The sequence below is a fragment of the Arthrobacter sp. K410C genome, from assembly GCF_059090105.1.
On the sequence record NZ_JBNHFJ010000005.1, the window covers coordinates 90,781 to 108,325 of the forward strand.

Genomic DNA, 17,545 nt, shown 5'->3' on the forward strand with positions numbered 1-17,545 from the left:
GTCCCGCGAATAAGCCGCCCGCCTTTGTAGACTGGACGGCGGACCGCAAGAGAACTTAAGGACTCCCATGACCGAAACACCAGCCGCCCGGAACCATCGTGAGCTGCAGGCTGGATCCCTGACCACCGGCAGCCTCATCCTCCTGCCCGACGGTGAACGGACGGCGGAGATCCAGGCGGTTGAGCTGGAACGGGACGATTTCGGGTCTCCCGCGCTGGTGCTCGCAAGCCTTGCCGGCGGCGGAACCCTGCGGATTGCCGTGGGCGCCACCGTCACCACCATCGAGCCAGGTTCCGCCACAGCGTCCGACGGCGCCACGCACCTTTCGCTGGCCGCCGCGCCGAGGGAGGATGCGCCCGCGGAAGAACCAGGTCCACAGGCCGGGCTGGCGCACCGGGCTGAAGCCGGGCAGGAGCAGCCCGGCGGCGAGGCGGCAATCACGTCTGCGGCGCCCGCCGTCGTCGTGCCTCCCCTGCCGCCGGTTCCGCCGGCCGCCAATGTTCCCAGCGAAGAAGAGCTCGCACTGATCCCGGCCCCGGACGGCACCCCCGAGTCCGTCGTGGAAGCCGCCGCGCATGCGCATCCGGACGCCACCGGAGTCCAGTTGCTGACCGACCGGTTGTCCAAAGGCATCAATTTGAAGTCCGGCAGCTGCCTGAAGGACCTCAGCGACCTCGCGCACGAACTGTTCGTCACCCTCAAGGATGCCGAGGGCGCGCTGGCGGTTGCCGACCTCCTCACCGTCCTCCCGTACGACGGAAACCCCGGGCGCTGGACATCGGTGGAGGCCTCCCTGGCACTGGCCAGCTACATCTGCCGGCAGGACGGCCAGAATGAGCGGGCAGCGGTCTACGAAAAACTGATCCGGACGCCCGAAAGCCATGAAACGGACCCGTTCAAGGCACGGATGGCGGCCAAAGTCCGGCAGCGCTCGCTCAACGAGCCCAACCTGTACGACAAGGAAATTTTCCGGTCCATCGACAACTCGAACCACGACGCCGAGCGGGAATGGCGGCTGCTCCGGCTCGAATCCCTGCTGTTCCTGAGGGCGCACGGCGGGTCCGAGACCATCGGCATGGGCGAGCTGGAGCGACGGATCAGCAACGAACTTGAGGCCGTCCGCTCCTGAGCAAATTGCCCCTACCCGGGGCCGGGCCGGAGTTGTACATTCGGGGCTATGACGAACAATCTCAGCGTAGTGATCAACGCCGATGCACCGCAGGTCTGGACCATGCTGCGTGAACCGTCCAAGGTGGCCCAATGGCACGGCTGGCAGGCCGAGGACCTGGATGCCGAAATCAAGGAGATCTACTTTTCCGGCGACGTGGAAGAAGCCCCGGACCACACCAGCCTGACCGTGCACGGCGGCGACACGTTCGAGCTCCATCCCGTTCCGGGCGGCACCCAGGTCAGCGTGACGCGCGGGGCGCTGGACCACAACTCGGAGTGGGCGGCCTGGGACGAGGACATCACCCAAGGCTGGCTAACGTTCCTGCAGCAGCTCCGGTTCGCGCTGGAACGCCACCCGCACGGCAAGCGCCACACCCTATTCCTGCATCTGACCGAGGGCCAGGGGTCGGCGATCGAAAAGCTCGGGCTGACGGACCTGCCGGCACCCGGTGAGCCATACCAGCTGCGCCTGGGCACCGGGGAAGAAATCAGCGGCAAGGTCTGGTACCGCACCAGCCACCAGGTGGGGCTCACCGTCCACAACTACGCGGAACACGGCGAGGGGCTCCTGGTGGTGGCGGACCATCCCGCCATCAAGGACGTGCGTGAGGAGGGTGAAGGGTCCATGGTCATCGTCTCCACCTATGACCTTGGAGCTGCAAAGCTTGATTCCATCCGTTCGTCCTGGGACTCCTGGCGGGCCGAAAACTACTCCGCGTCCGAGCCGGTGAGCTGACGGGCCTGGCTGGTTTTCCGGCGCCCTACTAACTGCTGGCGCTGCATGGATTGCCGGCGCCCCCGCTGATTGCTGGCGCTGTACCGATTGCTGGCACACTGGTACGGTGCCAGCCAACCCCAGTTCCGCTCCGTCTGCGGCCTCCGCGCAGCCCCCCGTACACCTGCCGGAGCAGTCCGGGTTTTCCTTCACCGTGGGCACCCGGCTCGCTGAATCCTGCGCGCCCACTGCCGCCCAGGCGGCGGACAACGGCGGCGAATTCCTGGGCCGCACCGGCACCATCACCACTCCCCACGGCGAGATCCAGACGCCAGCCTTCATCGCCGTCGGAACCAAGGCCACGGTCAAGGCGGTGCTGCCGGAATCCATGGCGGACCTAGGGGCGCAGGCGCTGCTGGCCAACGCCTACCACCTCTACCTGCAGCCCGGTGCTGACATCCTGGACGAGGCCGGCGGGCTTGGCGCCTTCATGAACTGGCCCGGGCCCACCTTCACGGACTCCGGCGGGTTCCAAGTGATGAGCCTCGGCTCAGGGTTCAAGAAGGTCATTGACATGAAGTCGGTGGACGCCTCGGGGCCGGACGACGCGGTGGCACCCGGCAAGGAGCGGCTCGCCCATATTGACGACGACGGCGTCTGGTTCAAGTCGCACCTGAACGGGGACCGGCACCGGTTCTCCCCCGAAATCTCCATGCAGGTCCAGCACCAAATCGGTGCGGACATCATGTTCGCCTTCGACGAGCTGACCACGCTGCAGAACTCCCGCGGCTACCAGGAGGAGTCCCTGGAACGGACCCGGCTGTGGGCGCTGCGCTGCATCGACGAGCACTTCCGGCTCACCACCGAACGGGAGAGGAAGCCGTACCAGGCCCTGTTCGGCGTCATCCAGGGCGCGCAGTACGAGGACCTGCGCCGCAAGGCCTGCCGGGACCTGGGCGCCATGCCGTTTGACGGGTACGGGATTGGCGGTGCCCTGGAGAAGGAGAACTTGGGCACTATCGTCCGGTGGTGCAACGAGGAACTGCCGGAGGACAAGCCGCGCCACCTGCTGGGCATTTCCGAGCCGGACGACATTTTCACCGCCATTGAGAACGGCGCCGACACCTTCGACTGCGTCTCCCCCACCCGGGTTGCGCGGAACTCCGCTTTCTACACCCCGCACGGGAGGTTCAACCTGTCCGGAGCGAAATACAAGCGCGACTTCGGGCCGCTGCAGGAGGGCTGCGACTGCTATGCCTGCACCCATTACTCCCGGGCGTACATCCACCACCTGTTCAAGGCCAAGGAGATGCTGTCCGCCACCCTGATCTCCATCCATAACGAGCGGTTCGTGGTGAAGATGGTGGACGACGCCCGGCTGGCGATCGAGGCCGGGACGTTCTTCGACTTCAAGGCCGAAACCCTGGCCCGGTACTACTCCTAGCCCTCGCAGCTTAGCGGGAGCGGCCCCTCCCGCTTTTCCCGCATCGAGATCGCCGGAACGCTGCCATCCCGCTGGAGCGCTCCGGCGACCTGGATCCGTTCCAGCGAGCAGGGTTTTCCACATGGCGACCACGGCGCCTGCCAGAACCAGCCACGGCCCAGCAGTCTGGATGGATGATGCAGTCCCAGCCAGTCCCGCTTCCTGCGCTTCCGAGCACCGGAAACATGTGGCGCACGGCCCAGTTGCAGGAAAAGGGCCTCAATTCGCGGGCCATCAAACTATTACTGAAACACGGGAAGCTGGTCCGGCTTCGTTATGGCTGCTATATCCGCGGAGAGCTGTGGGACAGGCAGTCGGCCCCGCTGCGCAGCCTGCAGTTGATCTACGCCCACGCGCACGGAACGCTCACGACGTCCTCGGGAGACTATGTCTACAGCCACACATCGGCCGCGCGACTCCACCGTTTATTCCTCTGGAACGTCAGCGATGTGGTCCATATCCTGCTGCGGGTCCAGCCTTCCAGCGAACGCCTCGGTCCAGATGTCCGCGGGCACACCATGCCTTACACGGACGCCGACGTTACGGTCATGGAGAATCTGCGGGTCACGTCGCTCGAACGGACCGTGGTGGACTGCGCGATGATGTTGAACTATCAGCAGGCCCTGGTGCTCATGGATCACGCCCTGAGGCTAGGCGCGGATCTGTCGCTAATCCATGGCATGGCAGAGGGATTCCATGGGCGCCGCGGTATAAGGAACCTCCGTAAGGCACTGGCCAACGCCGATCCTAGGTCCGAATCGGCTGGTGAAACGCTTACCCGCGAACTCATTTCCCGTCTGAAACTGCCTGCTCCCGAACCGCAGGTTGAGGTCAGTACCCGGGCAGGCCGGTACCGTCTGGACTTCGCGTGGAAGGAGAAGAAAGTTGCCCTCGAATTTGACGGAAAAACCAAGTACTTCGATTACAAGCCGACGGCCGATGTGTTGTTCCTGGAGCGGCAGCGGGAGAATGCCCTGACGGAGGACGGCTGGAAATTCGTGCGCGTGAAATGGCAAGACCTCTTTCGCGAGCAGGAGTTCAAAGTCCGGATCCTGACCGCGCTCCGGCGATAGCCCCATCGTCGAAATCGCCGGATTGCCACGAGCCCGCCGGAGCCGCCCGGCGGGCTGGGCGCGTTCCGGCTAGCCGAATCAGGGGGCGGAGGGCTTACGCGACGATCTTGGCCGCCCCGTAGCTGGGTTCCCGCTTCTTGATCCAGCCGATCACCAGCGATGTGACCGGGACCAGGATGAACTCCACCAGGGTCTTGTACACGAAGCCCGCCACTACGTAATTCACGAACATTCCGAAGTCGGTGATTCCGATGACCGACGCTGCGATGCTGCAGAAGATCAAGGTGTCCACGAACTCGCCCGCCACCGAGGAGCCCATGATCCGGGCCCAGAGGGACTTCTCCCCCGTACGGGCCTTCATCCGCACCAGGATCCACGAGTTGATGGTCTGGCCGGCAAGGAACGCCAGCAGCGAGGCCAGCACGATCTGCGGCACCGGACCCAAGGCACCCTCAAGGGCGGCCTGCTTGGAGGCGCCGAACTCGTCGTCGAATCCGGGAAGGGCGATGATCACCCAGTAGCAAAGCGAGGCGAACACCGAGAGCGCAAACGTGGTGACGATGGCTTTCCGCGCCACCCTGAAGCCGTAAACCTCGCTGATGACATCGCCGAGGATGTACGCCAGCGGGAAGAGGAAGAAGCCGCCGTCCGTGATGATCGGCCCAAGGACCACCCCTTTGGAGGCGCCGATGTTGGACAGGATCAGCACCACCGCCATGATTGCCAGCATGACGCCGAAGTACGGGGACCCGATGGAGGCGAAGCGCGCGGCGCCTGAAGCGGCGGAGGTTTCGGGCAGGGCATTCTGGCCGGAGGCAGATGGCATGGGAAGTCCGTTTCGTAGTGGTTCGCTCGGCGTCCGGAACTGCTAGCGGGACACCGGCTGTATTAGCACTGTCGCCCCATTCTCCCACCTGCACGCATGCAGGTTCGAGCCGAACTTACCCTCTGTTCGAGGCTCGGGCAGGCCGGCTCCCCTTGTGGCCCTGAACACCCCCGGTCAGCCGCCGCTGTACTGCCACACAAGGAAAACGGCCGACGCCGGATGGCAGGATGGGTGCATGACTTCCGTTTCCGCTGATGCAATGCCGCACGTCACCAGCCCGGCCGTGGTGCTCACCATCGCCGGCTCCGAAGCAACCGGCGGTGCCGGTGCGCAGGCCGACCTCAAGACCTTCCAGGAGCTGGGCGTCTTCGGCATCGCCAACCTGACCTGCATCGTCTCGTTCAATCCCGCCGACAGCTGGAACCACCGCTTCGTGCCTGTGGACCAGCAGGTGATCTCCGACCAGCTGGAGGCAACCACCGCGGCCTACGGGCCGGCCTCGGGCGCGCCGTCCGTGCTGGACACGGTGAAGATCGGGATGCTCGGCAGCCCTGCCACCATCGCCACTGTTGCCGGTGCACTGAAGGACAACGACTTTGGGAATGTGGTCCTGGACCCGGTCCTGATCTGCAAGGGCCAGGAGCCAGGCCACGCCCTGGACACGGACCAGGCCCTGAAGGCGCAGATCCTGCCGCTGGCCACGTTCGTGACGCCGAACCACTTCGAGGCGGAGTCGCTGTCCGGACTGGAAATCACCGACGTCGAATCCCTCAAGGCAGCCGCCGTGCGCATCCATGAGCTCAGCGGCGCGGCAGTGCTGGCCAAGGGCGGGGTGCGGCTGGCTGGCCCGGACGCCGTCGACGTCTTTCATGACGGCCAGACGCTGGAAGTCCTGAGGGCGCCGAAGGTGGGCGATGTGGCCGTCTCCGGTGCGGGCTGCTCGCTTGCCGCCGCCGTCACAGCAGAACTGGCCAAGGGTTCGTCACCGCTGGAAGCCGCCCGTACCGCCAAGGAATTCGTGACGGCCGGGATCCAGAACCGCGTGGCGTCCGGCGCGCCGTTTGACGCACTCTGGCAGGGCGGCCCGCGCTAACCGCCCGCCCGGCCCGGTCACGAACGCGGGTCGGTCACCTTCCCCATGAAGAGCGGCAGCCCCGTTCCGCCGTGGACGATCTGGTAGTGGAACGGCCGGTCGAAGGCGATCGACACGGCGGGCTCGGGCGGTGCACTGACGGCCCGTCCATTCAGCTGCGTGACGGCGGCCGCCACAGTCCCCTTCTCCGCCACGGTGATGTTGGCGGCCTGGGCGGCCTGCGTCAGCTTCAGCCCGGGCTGAATCGCGTCGAAGTCCGTCTCCGTGGTGAGCGTGCGGGACAGGCCCATGGCTTCCAGGACCTTCCGAAGGTCGAAGCTGCTCTTGTGGTCCCAGCGGGGCAGCGTGATGCGGACGGGCTGGACCGGGGCGGACTCCAGCACCTCGCCGATCCGGGCCAGCTCGTGCGCAGACAGTGTGGCGGGGGTGCCGGCCGCCGGCAGCACCAGGCGCATCACGGCTCCCTCCGCATAGGGGAGGTCCACCGCCCGCCACCGCTCGCTCTCGGCGTACTTCATCCCCACTGCCTGGCTCATTGTTGGAACACTCGCCACGTCGCCGTTTCCGGTGGTGAAAGGCCTGTCCGTGGTGTCGGCAGGGTCGAAGGGGGTGTTCCAGGCCGCGGCGAAATAGATGGCATTGAGGAGGCTGAAGGTGTTCCTGGGGTCGAACTTGGCCGGGGCTTTCTTGATGCGCCCGCCCGTGTTCCTGTCCACCCACGCGTCGATGGCGGGTTCAGTTGCGGTCCGGTCACGGAAGTCGACCATGTGGACGCCCGCACCGTAGTGCCGGGCCAGGCCGGCCAGGTAGCCCTCGCTCACCGGGGTGTGCCTGTCCAGGAAGAGCCCGTTGGCAAGGTGGATGACGGGGTTCCGTGGCGGATTGTCTTCGTCAACGGCGCCGGGATTGCCGTCATATATTTCGACGGCGGCGAGCAAGGCGTTCGCTGCCTCGTCGCGGCGTGCTCCGGGAAGGGCGAGGACGCGGTCAAGTTCCGCGGCCGCCTCGCCGCCCGCTCCGGACCGAAGCATCAGCAGCGCTGTAAGCAGGCTTCCGGGTGCTGCGACGACGTTACCGGCGGCGCCGTCCCCGCCGTCGGCAAGGAGGGCCGCACCCAGCGTGTAGGCGGAGGTGCGCAGGGCACCAATTTCAGCAGGATAGGCAGCGGCGTCCAGCGAGACCCGCTCCACCCCAGGTGCCGTCACCAGCTCCGGGGGCGCGGCCGCGCAAGCGGGAAGCACAGCCACAAGCCCCAGCATTGCCAGCACCGCACGCCGTGGAACGTTCATGTCTTCCCCTGTGCTTCCCAGGCAGGTAGGCCGCGGCAGTACCGCCGCCAAGGACCGGATGGTTCCAGTAGAGCAGGGGGCGGGCTGCCGGACGATGCCGGAAGGGTTACGGTTTGCGGTCGTTTCGGTCACGCCCCGACGCCGGACGGCCCCCTGCGCATCACTCCGGCCGGGCGCGTTCGACGGCGGCACGCGGCGCCGGCGTCGAACACCACCGGCGCCGCGCCTTACCTAGCGGTGGGCACCTGCCAGGGTGCCGGCGTCGTCCGTCTTTGCGGCGGCCCAGGCGTCGCCCTGTTCCCTGTCCAGGTGCGTGGCCTTCTTGTTCTTGAGGGCGAAGATGTAGACGACCAGCGAAATGGCGATGGCGGCGGTGACGTAGGTGAAGAAGAGCTCCACCTGGCCTGCCTTCTGCAACGCCGCGCCGATCAGCGGGACCGTGCCGCCAAAGAGCGAGTTGGCAATCGCGTAGCCCAGGCCCACGCCCAGGGCACGGATGGAGGCCGGGAACAGCTCCGCCTTCACCAGCGCGTTGATGGAGGTGTAGCCGCCCACGATCAGCAGTCCGCCCATCATCAGCAGGAACGCGGTGAAGGGGTCCTTGGTGCCGGAGAGCGTGGAGAGCAGTGGCCAGGTGAAAAGGACGCCGGTGATGCCGAACCAGACGAGCAGCGGCTTGCGCCCGATCTTGTCCGAGATCAGGCCATAGACGGGCTGCAGCAGCATGAAGATGAACAGTGCCCAGAAGTTGATCACTGAGGTGTCGGTCTTGGCGATGCCGGACGTATCGTTCATGAACTTCAGGATGAAGTTGGTGTACGTGTAGAACGCCACGGTTCCGCCCAGCGTGACGCCGATGCAAATCAGCAGCGGCCGCCAGTGGCTGGTGAACAGCAGCTTGAGCGTTCCCGGCTGGGCTTCGCCCGGAGCCTGGACGTGAGCCGCACGGATCTGGTCCGCGGAGACGGTTTCCTCCATGGACCGGCGGAGCCACAGCACCACCAAGGCTGCCACGCCGCCCAGTGCGAACGGAATCCGCCAGGCCCACTCGTTGAGCGCTTCACCGCCGACGGTGTTTTGCAGGATCACCAGGACCAGCAGGGCCAGCATCTGGCCGCCCACCAGGGTCACGTACTGGAAGCTTGAGAAGAAGCCGCGGCGGCGCGACGTGGCGGCTTCGGACATGTAGGTGGCGCTGGTGCCGTACTCGCCGCCCACAGAGAAGCCCTGCAGCAGGCGGACCAGCACCAGCAGCACCATGGCCCAGATACCGATGACATCCTGGGTGGGCAGCACGGCGATGGCGAACGAGCCCGCGGACATCAGTGTCACGCTGAGGGTCAGGGCTGCCTTGCGGCCGTTGCGGTCGGCGTACCGGCCGAAGAACCAGGCGCCGATGGGCCGCATGAGGAACGACGTCGAGAAGACAGCCATTGCCTCCAGCCCGGCCTGCAGGTCGTCCTTGGAATTGAAGAAGTGGGCCTGGAAGTAGGCTGCGAAGACGGTGTAGACGTAGAGGTCGTACCACTCCACCAGGTTGCCGGCGGAGCCTTTGAGGATGTTGCCCACGGCCCGGCGGGTCTGCGCTGCTTCGGTGAGGGGTGCCCCAGGGTGGGCCGCACTGTTCGGCGGCGCTGCTTGTTCGGTGCTCATCAATGAACCTTCCTTGCGTGAACAGTCTTCCGAAAGCGCGGAGGACCCCCACCAAACTATGGGTGACGCACGGCACAACCAACGCGGCGGCTGCTTTCCTAACACTTCCTTAGGATTCAGGCCCGCCCGGGAAAAAACGCCCGCCAGAAGGTAGTCTCCAAAGGCGGGGACGGCTCAACCCCGGCAAAGGACAAGGAAGATGGCAATGGACGTGTTGATCGTCGAGGACGACGACGCCATGGCCGGCGCCCTCACGGCCGGTGTGGCGACGGCGGGCCTGAAAGCGACCAGGGTGTCGCGTGGCGCGGACGCCCTGCTGGCCCACCGGAACTTCCACGTGATCCTCCTGGACCTGGGCCTTCCGGACATGGACGGGCTGGAGGTGCTGCGGAAGCTCCGCCAGGTTACCGACTGCCCCATCCTGATCCTGACAGCGCGCGACGACGAGCGCAGCGTGGTGCTCGGCCTTCGTTCCGGCGCTGACGACTACCTGGTCAAACCGGTCAAGCTCGTGGAACTGCTGGCACGGATCGAAGCAGTGACCAGGCGTATGCGGCGTGGCAGCGGAAGCACCCCGCACACCATTGTCCTGGATGACGTGGAGGTGGACCTGGACCGGCGGACCGCTGCGAAGGACGGGGCCCTGCTGCCGCTGACGGCTACCGAATTCGGCCTGCTGGCTCTCTTGGCCCGGAATGCGGGGTCAGTGGTGACCCGGGAGCAAATCCTTGACGCCCTGTGGGGCGACGCGTTCCTGGCTTCCTCCCGGTCGCTCGATGTCCACCTCACCGGGCTCCGCGCCAAGCTGCAGAAGCCCGGGTTCATCATCAATGTCCGCGGCGTCGGCTACCGGGTGGAAGCGGAGAGCCGGTGAGGCTGCGCGTTCTCGGCGTCCTCAGCGTGCTGTGCCTGATGGTGGTCTTCCTGGTCTCGGGCACCATCCTGGGAAGCGCCGCCCGCGAACTCACCCAGGAAGTCCAGATCAACAGGGCCGCATCCCTGAACCGGCTGGCGCAGGTGGCCTTCGACGCTGCCGCCGACGGGGACACAGTGCGGCTGCAACGGGAGATGGACACCTACTCCGGCCTTTACGGGGAGGGGGTTGTGGTGCGGCTGCAGCAGGGCATCCTGGCGTCAGGCGGGCTGGCAGGAGACCGGGCAGATGTTCAGGACGCGCTGTCCCGGGCCGGTCTCAATGTCACCGATACGGCCCTTGCCCCGCTGGGGCCCTTCGGGTCCGGCTCCGAACTGATCTTCCGGCCGTTCGGCAGCGCCAGCCAGGTCCTGGGCGGTGTGGTCCTGGACGTCCACCTGGATACGGCGCGCCAGAAGCTCCGTGAGCGTTGGCTCCTGGTGGGGGCTGCCGCCGTCGCGGTGGCCGCGGTCCTCCTGCTGGCTGCCGCACGGGTCACCTCCTGGGTGCTGCGGCCGGTCCTCCGGCTGAACTCGGCAGTGACCGAGCTGGCACTGACAGGGCGTGCGGGCCGCCTGCCGGAGGACGGTCCGCCCGAACTGCGCGAACTGAGCCGGTCCTTCAGCGCCATGGCGCGCACGGTCGGCGCCAGCATCGAGTCGCAACGCCAACTGATTGCGGACACCTCACACCAGCTGCGGAACCCCATAGGGGCACTGCGGCTGCGGCTGGATGTGCTGCAGCTAGAACTCCAGACAGCCCGCGAGCGGGAAGCCGCAGAGAATGTGATGGCGGAACTGGAGCGGGTGGAGGACATCCTGGACGGGGTGCTGAAGCTTGCGGCCGCGGAACACCGGGCTTCCGAGGATTCGGCGCGGCCCTTCAGCGCTGGTTCCCGGCCGGCCCTCGAACCGTCCGACCCCTTCCAGGTCCTGCAGGGGGAAGTTGAGCGCGCCGCTCCTGCCGCAGGGCGTGCGGGGTGCCGGCTGGTCCTGGCCGAGGCGCCCGCGCCGCCGGTGGAGGTTGCCTGCCGCCCGGCGGAACTGGGCCAGATGGTGGGGGAACTGCTTACCAACGCCATCAAATATGCCGCCGGGGCCACGGTCACCGCTGCGGTCCGCCGGCAGCGGGACCGGGTCATAGTGGAAATTTCCGACGACGGCCCGGGCCTTTCCGAGCAGGAACGAACCCATGCCGCAACGAGGTTCTGGCGCGCACCACGCCATGCACCGGTACCAGGGACGGGATTGGGGATGACCATTGTGGGCGAGCTCGCCGCAGCCAACGGCGGCCGGCTGGTGCTCGCTGAGGCGGCGCCCCACGGCCTGTCCGCCCGGCTGGAATTCCCGGCAGCTCCTTCGGTTGCTGCCCGCCCGGCTTCCGGCCCGGAAAAAGGGCTGGCCGATGGATGACTGCTTTCCCGCGCTGGTTCCTTCCCGGCGGGTGCTCTTCAAGACCGTCCTGGCAGCGGCGGCGGCCGCCGTGCTGCCGGCAGCCCTGGCCGCCTGCTCGGGACAACGTCCCGGCCTGCTGACCGTGGCCGGCGGCGAGCCGGGCGGGTTCTACCTTGAGTTCTCCACCCTCCTGGCTGCGTCCCTGGAGCGCCATGGCGTGGCGGACAAGGCTGAGGCGGTGTCCACCGGCGGCAGCCTGGACAACCTGGCCGAGCTCCGTGGCGGCAGGGCCACGTTCGGGGTCGCTCTTGCGGATGCGGCAGCCGCAGCCCCGGAACCCGGCACGGAGGCGGTACCGTTGGCGGCCCTGGGCAAGGTCTACGAAAACTACGTCCATTGTGTGGTGCGCGGGGACAGCGGAATTGTGGATCTGTCCCAGCTGGCCGGCCGGACCGTGGCTGTCGGCCAGCCGGGATCCGGAACTTCCCTAACCACCCCGCGGATCCTTGCGGCAGCAGGCCTGGATGCCCGGACGGCGGGTGGCGCAACCGCGGACGGGACGGTCACCGTCGTAAGCCTTGGGCTGAACGACGGCCTGGCCGCCCTGAAGGCGGGCACGGTGGATGCCCTGTTCTGGTCCGGCGGCGTGCCCACCGCCGCGGTTGCCGCCGCCCAGCAGGAGGTGCCGCTGGCACTGCTGGACCTTTCGGCGCTGCTGCCGGAGCTGCGCAAGCGGCACGGGGCGCAGTATGACCGCGTGCTCATTCCCGAGGGCAGCTATCCCGGCGTGCCGGCGGTCTGGACGGTGGGCGCCGCGAACCTGCTGCTGTGCCGGGCGGATCTGGATGCCGCCACGGTGGAACGGACCGTCCAGCTGCTGGTGCACCACGCCGGCGAACTGATCCCGCAATCCAGCCTGGGCGTCCAGTTCCTCAGCCCGGAAACCTTGATCAACACGGCCGGCATCCCGCTCCATCCGGCCGCGGTTGACGCCTACCGGGCGCTGCACGGATAAAGGGCGCCATCAGCTTCCGGAGTGGGCCTGCAGGAAGCTGTATACCTCCGTCTCGTCCACGCCGGGAAAGGCTCCCGGCGGCATCGCGGCCAGGAGGTGCGAGTGGGCGCGGGCTGAAGGCCAGGCATTACCGGCCCATTCGGCGGTGAGGGCCTCCGGCGGGCGCTTGCAGCACGTGGGGTCGGGGCAGTTGGAGGTGGCCCGGGCGGTGGTTTCGCGCCCGCGGAACCACTTCACGTGCTGGTAGGGCACCCCGATGCTCAGCGAGAACTCGCCGGTGGCCGAGCGTTCCGTGCGGGCCGTGCACCAGTAGGTGCCCGAGGGGGTGTCCGTGTACTGGCTGTAGGCGCTGAATTTGTCCGGCACATCGAACACGGCGCGCGACGTCCACGCCTTGCAGGACGGCTGGCCCTCGATGGCGCCGGTATGGTCCTGCGGGAAGTTCACGCCGTCGTTCTCGTAGGCCTTGTAGATGATGCCGCTCTGGTGCGTCTTCTGGAAATGGGTGGTGATACCCAGGTGTTTGGTGGCGAGGTTGGTGAATCGGTGGGCAGCGGTCTCGTAGGAAACGGCGAAGGCGTCGCGGATGTCCTCCACGGCGATTTCCTTGGCAGCTTTGGCTTTTTGCAGAAATTCCACCGTTGCCTGCTCGGGCAGGAGCAGGGCGGCGGCGAAATAGTTGGTTGCCACCCGCTGGGCCAGGAAATCCCCGTAGTTGCGGGGTGTCTCATGGCCCAGAACGTAGTGGCCCAGAGCCTGGAGCAGGACCGAGCGCGGATCGTGGTCCTGCCGCTGGCTCTGCGTCAGGTAAATTTTGCGGTTCTTCAAATCAGTCACGGAGCGCGTGGAATGGGGCAGGTCGCCGACGTGGTGCAGGGTGAAACCAAGGTGCGCGGCAATGTCGGCAATGACGTGCTGGCTCAGCGGGCCGGTGGTGTAGCCCACCTCCTTGAGGACCTTCTGCGCCTCGGCTTCATACTCCGGAAAGTAGTTGCCGCGCTCCCGCATCATCGCCCGCAGTTCCCCGTTCGCGCGGCGCGCTTCTTCCGGGGTTGCCACCTGCTCGTTCATCTTGCGCTCGAGCTCCTGCAACAGGCCCACCTGGGCTTCCAGGACATCCAGCGGCAGCCGCGAACTGATGCGGATTTTGGGCAGGTTCAGGGACTCATAGAGGGGGCCGCGCTGGTACCGTTCCAGCTCGATTTCCAACGCTGCGCGGCGGCTCGGCGGCTCCGCTCCGAGCAGCTGGTCAATGCTCACGCCGAGGGCGCCGGCAAGGTGCTGGAGCAGGCTGAGTTTGGGCTCGCGCTTTCCGTTCTCGATCAGGCTTAGCTGGCTGGGCGCGGTCCCGACGGCGGCGCTCAGGTCATCGAGCGTCAGCCCGGCCTGTTTGCGCAGATGGCGGACGCGGCGGCCCAGGGAAATGACATCAAGGTCGGTGGATGGGACGGACGACGGCTGGGAAACGTCCCTGTTCCAGCTTGAAGGCGACATTTCTGCAGGATACGCGAAGAAGTGCATTTCTTTCCACTCTTTTTAGCTAGAAAGGGGGTTGAAAGTGCTGAAAAGTAGTTCACACGGAAAGAACACCGCACCGGAAAACCGGTGGGAACCTCAACGACGAGGTTCCCACCCACCGAATTCCGGAGCTCAATCTAGGAGATCAATGATGACTGCAGCATTTGAGCCCACCCAGCAGCCGTCCGCCCAGGACACTGCAAGCGCGCAGGCCGCCGCCCTGGAGCTCGAGTGGGCCGCCAACCCCCGCTGGGAAGGTGTGACCCGGGACTACTCAGCCTCCGACGTCGTCCGTCTCCGCGGCCGCGTCTCCGAAGAGCACACCCTGGCCCGGCGCGGCGCCCAGAAGCTGTGGAAGCAGCTCACCGAAGAGCACAAGACCGGCGGCTACACCAACGCCCTGGGCGCCCTGACCGGGAACCAGGCAGTGCAGCAGGTCAAGGCCGGCCTGCGGGCCATCTACCTGTCCGGCTGGCAGGTCGCCGCAGACGCGAACAACTCGGGCCACACCTACCCGGACCAGTCCCTTTACCCGGCCAACTCGGTTCCCACCGTGGTCCGCCGGATCAACAACGCCCTGCTCCGCGCCGACCAGATCGAGTTCGCCGAAGGCGTCCAGAGCGTCGAGGACTGGCTGGTCCCGATCGTCGCCGACGCCGAGGCCGGCTTCGGCGGCCCGCTGAACGCGTACGAGCTGATGAAGTCCATGATCCAGGCCGGCGCCTCCGGCGTGCACTGGGAGGACCAGCTCGCGTCGGAGAAGAAGTGCGGCCACTTGGGCGGGAAGGTCCTGATCCCCACCCAGCAGCACGTCCGCACCCTGAACGCAGCCCGCCTGGCCGCTGACGTCGCCGGTACCCCCACCGTGGTCATCGCCCGCACCGACGCCGAAGCAGCCACCCTCATCACCTCCGACGTGGACGAACGCGACCGTGAGTTCATCACCGGTGAACGCACCGCCGAGGGCTTCTACAAGGTCCGCAACGGCATCGAACCCTGCATCGCCCGCGCCAAGGCCTACGCCCCCTACTCCGACCTGATCTGGATGGAGACCGGCACCCCGGACCTGGAACTGGCCCGCAAGTTCGCCGAAGCTGTCAAGGCCGAGTTCCCGGACCAGATGCTGTCCTACAACTGCTCGCCGTCGTTCAACTGGCGCAAGCACCTGGACGACGACACCATCGCCAAGTTCCAGCGCGAACTCGGCGCCATGGGCTTCACGTTCCAGTTCATCACCCTGGCCGGCTTCCACGCCCTGAACTACTCGATGTTCGACCTCGCCCACGGCTACGCCCGGGAAGGCATGAGCGCCTACGTCGAACTCCAGGAAAAGGAATTCGCTTCCGAGTCCCGCGGCTACACCGCAACCAAGCACCAGCGCGAAGTCGGCACCGGCTACTTCGACACCATCTCCACCGCGCTCAACCCGAACGCGTCCACCCTCGCCCTCGTGGGATCCACCGAAGAGGGCCAATTCCACTAACTTCCAACCCTCGACGGCGGTTGTCGCCTCCGGCCTTCGGACCGGCATCGCTCTGCCTGCTATTCCCCACGTCCCGGTCCGACCTCGCTGAGCGAGGATGGACCGGGACGCAGGGCCCCTTTTACGCAGGCTGCCGCGACACCGGCTCCTCGCCCTCGTGCATATGTCGCCACAGTGCCGCCAGCCGCCGTCGAACTTCCCTTTTCGCCTTTAAGGAGACTTGAAATGAACAGCTTCACCGACTCTTTCACCATCAATGGGATCACCCTGACCGCGCAGCCCATTTGCCGGCAGAACGAGGTGCTGACTCCGGACGCGCTCGAGTTCATTGCGAAGCTGCACCGGGCAACGGCTGAGCGGCGCAAGGAACTGCTGCAGGCGCGGCGGGCACGGCGCGCCGAAATTGCTGCCGGCGCGGATCCCCGGTTCCTGCGGGAGACCGAGCACATCCGCGACGACCCGTCCTGGCGGGTCGCTCCCCCGGCCCCGGGCCTGGAGGACCGCCGCGTAGAAATCACCGGTCCGGTGGACAAGAAGATGACCATCAACGCCCTGAACTCCGGCGCCAAGGTCTGGCTCGCGGACATGGAAGACTCCTCCACCCCCACCTGGCGCAACGTCATCAAGGGCCAGCTGAACCTCACCGACGCCCTGGAACTCCGGATCGACTTCACCACCGAGGAAGGCAAGGAATACAAGCTGCGCCCTGCCGGGGACCTTCCCACCATCGTGGTCCGCCCCCGCGGCTGGCACCTGCCCGAAAAGCACATGCTCATCGACGGCGAACCCGTCGCCGGCGGCATCGTGGACTTCGGCCTCTACTTCTTCCACAACGCCCACCGCCTCCTGGCCCAGGGCAAGGGCCCGTACTTCTACCTGCCGAAAATCGAAAACCACCTCGAAGCCCGGCTCTGGAACGACATCTTCATCCTCGCCCAGGACCTGCTCGGCATAGACCAGGGCACCATTCGCGCCACCGTTCTGATCGAGACCATCACCGCAGCGTTCGAAATGGAGGAGATCCTCTACGAACTGCGGGACCACGCTGCCGGCCTGAACGCCGGCCGCTGGGACTACATCTTCTCCATCATCAAGAACTTCCGCACCCGCGGCCCCCGCTTCGTCCTTCCCGACCGCGGCCAGGTGACCATGACCGCACCCTTCATGCGCGCCTACACCGAACAACTCGTCCGGGCCTGCCACAAGCGCGGCGCCATGGCCATCGGCGGCATGGCCGCTGCAGTGCCCAACCGCAAGGACCCCGAGGCGAACGCCAACGCCTTCGGCAAGGTCCGTGCGGACAAGACCCGCGAGGCCAACGACGGCTTCGACGGCTCCTGGGTGGCCCACCCCGACCTCGTCCCGGCATGCCGCGAGGTGTTCGACACCGTCCTCGGCGACAAGCCCAACCAGCTCGACAAGCTCCGCAATGACGTCACCCCGGACGACCGCGCCCTGATCAACATCGCCTCACTCCACGGCACCATCACCGAACAGGGCATCCGGAACAACATCGAAGTCGGGATCCGCTACATCGAATCCTGGCTCCGCGGCAACGGCGCAGTAGCGATCCACAACCTCATGGAAGACGCCGCCACCGCCGAAATCTCCCGCTCCCAGCTCTGGCAGTGGATCTACGCCCGCGCCATCACCGACCACGGCGAGATCATCACGAAGGAATGGGTGGAGCAGTTGCTCGACGAGGAATTCGCCCGGCTCGAGCGCTTCGACGGCGACCGCTTCGAAGACGCCCGCGACATCTTCGAAGAAGTCACCCTCGCCCAGGACTTCCCGTCCTTCCTCACCCTGCCCGCCTACGCCCGCTACCTCACCGAGACCCGCGAAAAGGCGACCGTTGAGGAACTCGCCGCGGCCTGACAGAGTTTCCGTCCGCCGGGCCGGCACGCCCTATCGCAACAG

14 protein-coding genes are annotated in these 17,545 nt (G+C 66.5%); 10 read left to right on the forward strand and 4 right to left on the reverse strand.

What is annotated here, in order from left to right; translation table 11 throughout:
- The first annotated feature begins 67 nt into the window (after positions 1-67).
- The 4 genes from AC5RU7_RS09905 (at position 68) to AC5RU7_RS09920 (ending at position 4,441) form a co-directional block, all read left to right on the forward strand.
- Positions 68-1,129, forward strand: coding sequence for a DUF6707 family protein (locus AC5RU7_RS09905; protein WP_494052075.1), 1,062 nt, complete (start codon positions 68-70; stop codon positions 1,127-1,129).
- A gap of 48 nt (positions 1,130-1,177) precedes the next feature.
- Positions 1,178-1,906 carry an SRPBCC family protein gene (locus AC5RU7_RS09910; RefSeq protein WP_494052076.1) on the forward strand — a complete coding sequence of 243 codons (729 nt, stop codon included), beginning with the start codon at positions 1,178-1,180 and terminating at the stop codon, positions 1,904-1,906.
- 106 nt (positions 1,907-2,012) lie between these two features.
- Entirely contained in the window at positions 2,013-3,329 is a 1,317-nt protein-coding gene (tgt, locus tag AC5RU7_RS09915) for a tRNA guanosine(34) transglycosylase Tgt (protein ID WP_494052077.1), read from the forward strand.
- A 224-nt stretch (positions 3,330-3,553) separates the two neighbouring features.
- Positions 3,554-4,441: a type IV toxin-antitoxin system AbiEi family antitoxin domain-containing protein gene (locus AC5RU7_RS09920; RefSeq protein WP_494052078.1), complete on the forward strand. Its 888-nt coding sequence runs from the start codon at positions 3,554-3,556 to the stop codon at positions 4,439-4,441.
- 94 nt (positions 4,442-4,535) lie between these two features.
- Here the strand turns inward: AC5RU7_RS09920 and AC5RU7_RS09925 are convergent, their stop codons facing one another.
- Positions 4,536-5,267 carry a queuosine precursor transporter gene (locus tag AC5RU7_RS09925; protein ID WP_494052079.1) on the reverse strand — a complete coding sequence of 244 codons (732 nt, stop codon included), beginning with the start codon at positions 5,265-5,267 and terminating at the stop codon, positions 4,536-4,538.
- Between the two features lie 235 nt (positions 5,268-5,502).
- On the opposite strand from AC5RU7_RS09925, the gene AC5RU7_RS09930 reads away from it, so the two are divergent.
- Entirely contained in the window at positions 5,503-6,360 is an 858-nt protein-coding gene (locus AC5RU7_RS09930; protein ID WP_494052080.1) for a hydroxymethylpyrimidine/phosphomethylpyrimidine kinase, read from the forward strand.
- Positions 6,361-6,377: 17 nt separating this feature from the next.
- Here AC5RU7_RS09930 and AC5RU7_RS09935 read toward each other — a convergent pair whose 3' ends face one another.
- On the reverse strand, positions 6,378-7,649 hold the full coding sequence (locus AC5RU7_RS09935; protein WP_494052081.1) for a serpin family protein: 1,272 nt from the start codon (positions 7,647-7,649) through the stop codon (positions 6,378-6,380).
- Positions 7,650-7,880: 231 nt separating this feature from the next.
- Positions 7,881-9,302, reverse strand: coding sequence for an MFS transporter (locus tag AC5RU7_RS09940; protein ID WP_494010824.1), 1,422 nt, complete (start codon positions 9,300-9,302; stop codon positions 7,881-7,883).
- 205 nt (positions 9,303-9,507) lie between these two features.
- Here AC5RU7_RS09940 and AC5RU7_RS09945 point away from each other — a divergent pair, with 205 nt between their 5' ends.
- The 3 genes from AC5RU7_RS09945 to AC5RU7_RS09955 are packed head-to-tail and all read left to right on the forward strand — an operon-like array spanning position 9,508 to position 12,624.
- Entirely contained in the window at positions 9,508-10,176 is a 669-nt protein-coding gene (locus AC5RU7_RS09945; RefSeq protein ID WP_494010825.1) for a response regulator transcription factor, read from the forward strand.
- On the forward strand, positions 10,173-11,627 hold the full coding sequence (locus tag AC5RU7_RS09950; protein WP_494052082.1) for a HAMP domain-containing sensor histidine kinase: 1,455 nt from the start codon (positions 10,173-10,175) through the stop codon (positions 11,625-11,627). Before AC5RU7_RS09945 ends, AC5RU7_RS09950 begins: the two co-directional genes overlap by 4 nt.
- Positions 11,620-12,624, forward strand: coding sequence for a TAXI family TRAP transporter solute-binding subunit (locus AC5RU7_RS09955; RefSeq protein WP_494052083.1), 1,005 nt, complete (start codon positions 11,620-11,622; stop codon positions 12,622-12,624). The genes AC5RU7_RS09950 and AC5RU7_RS09955 overlap by 8 nt, the downstream gene beginning before the upstream one ends.
- A gap of 9 nt (positions 12,625-12,633) precedes the next feature.
- On the opposite strand, the gene AC5RU7_RS09960 is transcribed toward AC5RU7_RS09955, so the two are convergent.
- The gene (locus AC5RU7_RS09960) at positions 12,634-14,145 is read right to left on the reverse strand and encodes a helix-turn-helix domain-containing protein (RefSeq protein WP_494052084.1); all 1,512 of its coding nucleotides are present in this window, start codon (positions 14,143-14,145) and stop codon (positions 12,634-12,636) included.
- A 148-nt stretch (positions 14,146-14,293) separates the two neighbouring features.
- Between AC5RU7_RS09960 and aceA the strand changes: the two genes are divergently transcribed.
- Positions 14,294-15,625 (forward strand): isocitrate lyase, encoded by a 1,332-nt coding sequence (gene aceA, locus AC5RU7_RS09965; RefSeq protein WP_494052201.1) that lies wholly within the window; start codon positions 14,294-14,296, stop codon positions 15,623-15,625.
- A 225-nt stretch (positions 15,626-15,850) separates the two neighbouring features.
- The gene (gene aceB, locus AC5RU7_RS09970) at positions 15,851-17,503 is read left to right on the forward strand and encodes a malate synthase A (protein WP_494052085.1); all 1,653 of its coding nucleotides are present in this window, start codon (positions 15,851-15,853) and stop codon (positions 17,501-17,503) included.
- The last annotated feature ends 42 nt before the right edge of the window (positions 17,504-17,545 follow it).

Bases quoted from the DNA above. Each gene is read 5' to 3' on its own strand.
- AC5RU7_RS09930 (WP_494052080.1), top strand. From the start codon at position 5,503: ATGACTTCCGTTTCCGCTGATGCAATGCCGCACGTCACCAGCCCGGCC.
- AC5RU7_RS09945 (WP_494010825.1), top strand. From the start codon at position 9,508: ATGGACGTGTTGATCGTCGAGGACGACGACGCCATGGCCGGCGCCCTC.
- AC5RU7_RS09910 (WP_494052076.1), top strand. From the start codon at position 1,178: ATGACGAACAATCTCAGCGTAGTGATCAACGCCGATGCACCGCAGGTC.
- AC5RU7_RS09955 (WP_494052083.1), top strand. From the start codon at position 11,620: ATGGATGACTGCTTTCCCGCGCTGGTTCCTTCCCGGCGGGTGCTCTTC.
- AC5RU7_RS09905 (WP_494052075.1), top strand. From the start codon at position 68: ATGACCGAAACACCAGCCGCCCGGAACCATCGTGAGCTGCAGGCTGGA.
- aceB (WP_494052085.1), top strand. From the start codon at position 15,851: ATGAACAGCTTCACCGACTCTTTCACCATCAATGGGATCACCCTGACC.
- AC5RU7_RS09940 (WP_494010824.1), bottom strand. From the start codon at position 9,302: ATGAGCACCGAACAAGCAGCGCCGCCGAACAGTGCGGCCCACCCTGGG.
- AC5RU7_RS09925 (WP_494052079.1), bottom strand. From the start codon at position 5,267: ATGCCATCTGCCTCCGGCCAGAATGCCCTGCCCGAAACCTCCGCCGCT.
- aceA (WP_494052201.1), top strand. From the start codon at position 14,294: ATGACTGCAGCATTTGAGCCCACCCAGCAGCCGTCCGCCCAGGACACT.
- AC5RU7_RS09920 (WP_494052078.1), top strand. From the start codon at position 3,554: ATGTGGCGCACGGCCCAGTTGCAGGAAAAGGGCCTCAATTCGCGGGCC.
- AC5RU7_RS09935 (WP_494052081.1), bottom strand. From the start codon at position 7,649: ATGAACGTTCCACGGCGTGCGGTGCTGGCAATGCTGGGGCTTGTGGCT.
- AC5RU7_RS09960 (WP_494052084.1), bottom strand. From the start codon at position 14,145: ATGCACTTCTTCGCGTATCCTGCAGAAATGTCGCCTTCAAGCTGGAAC.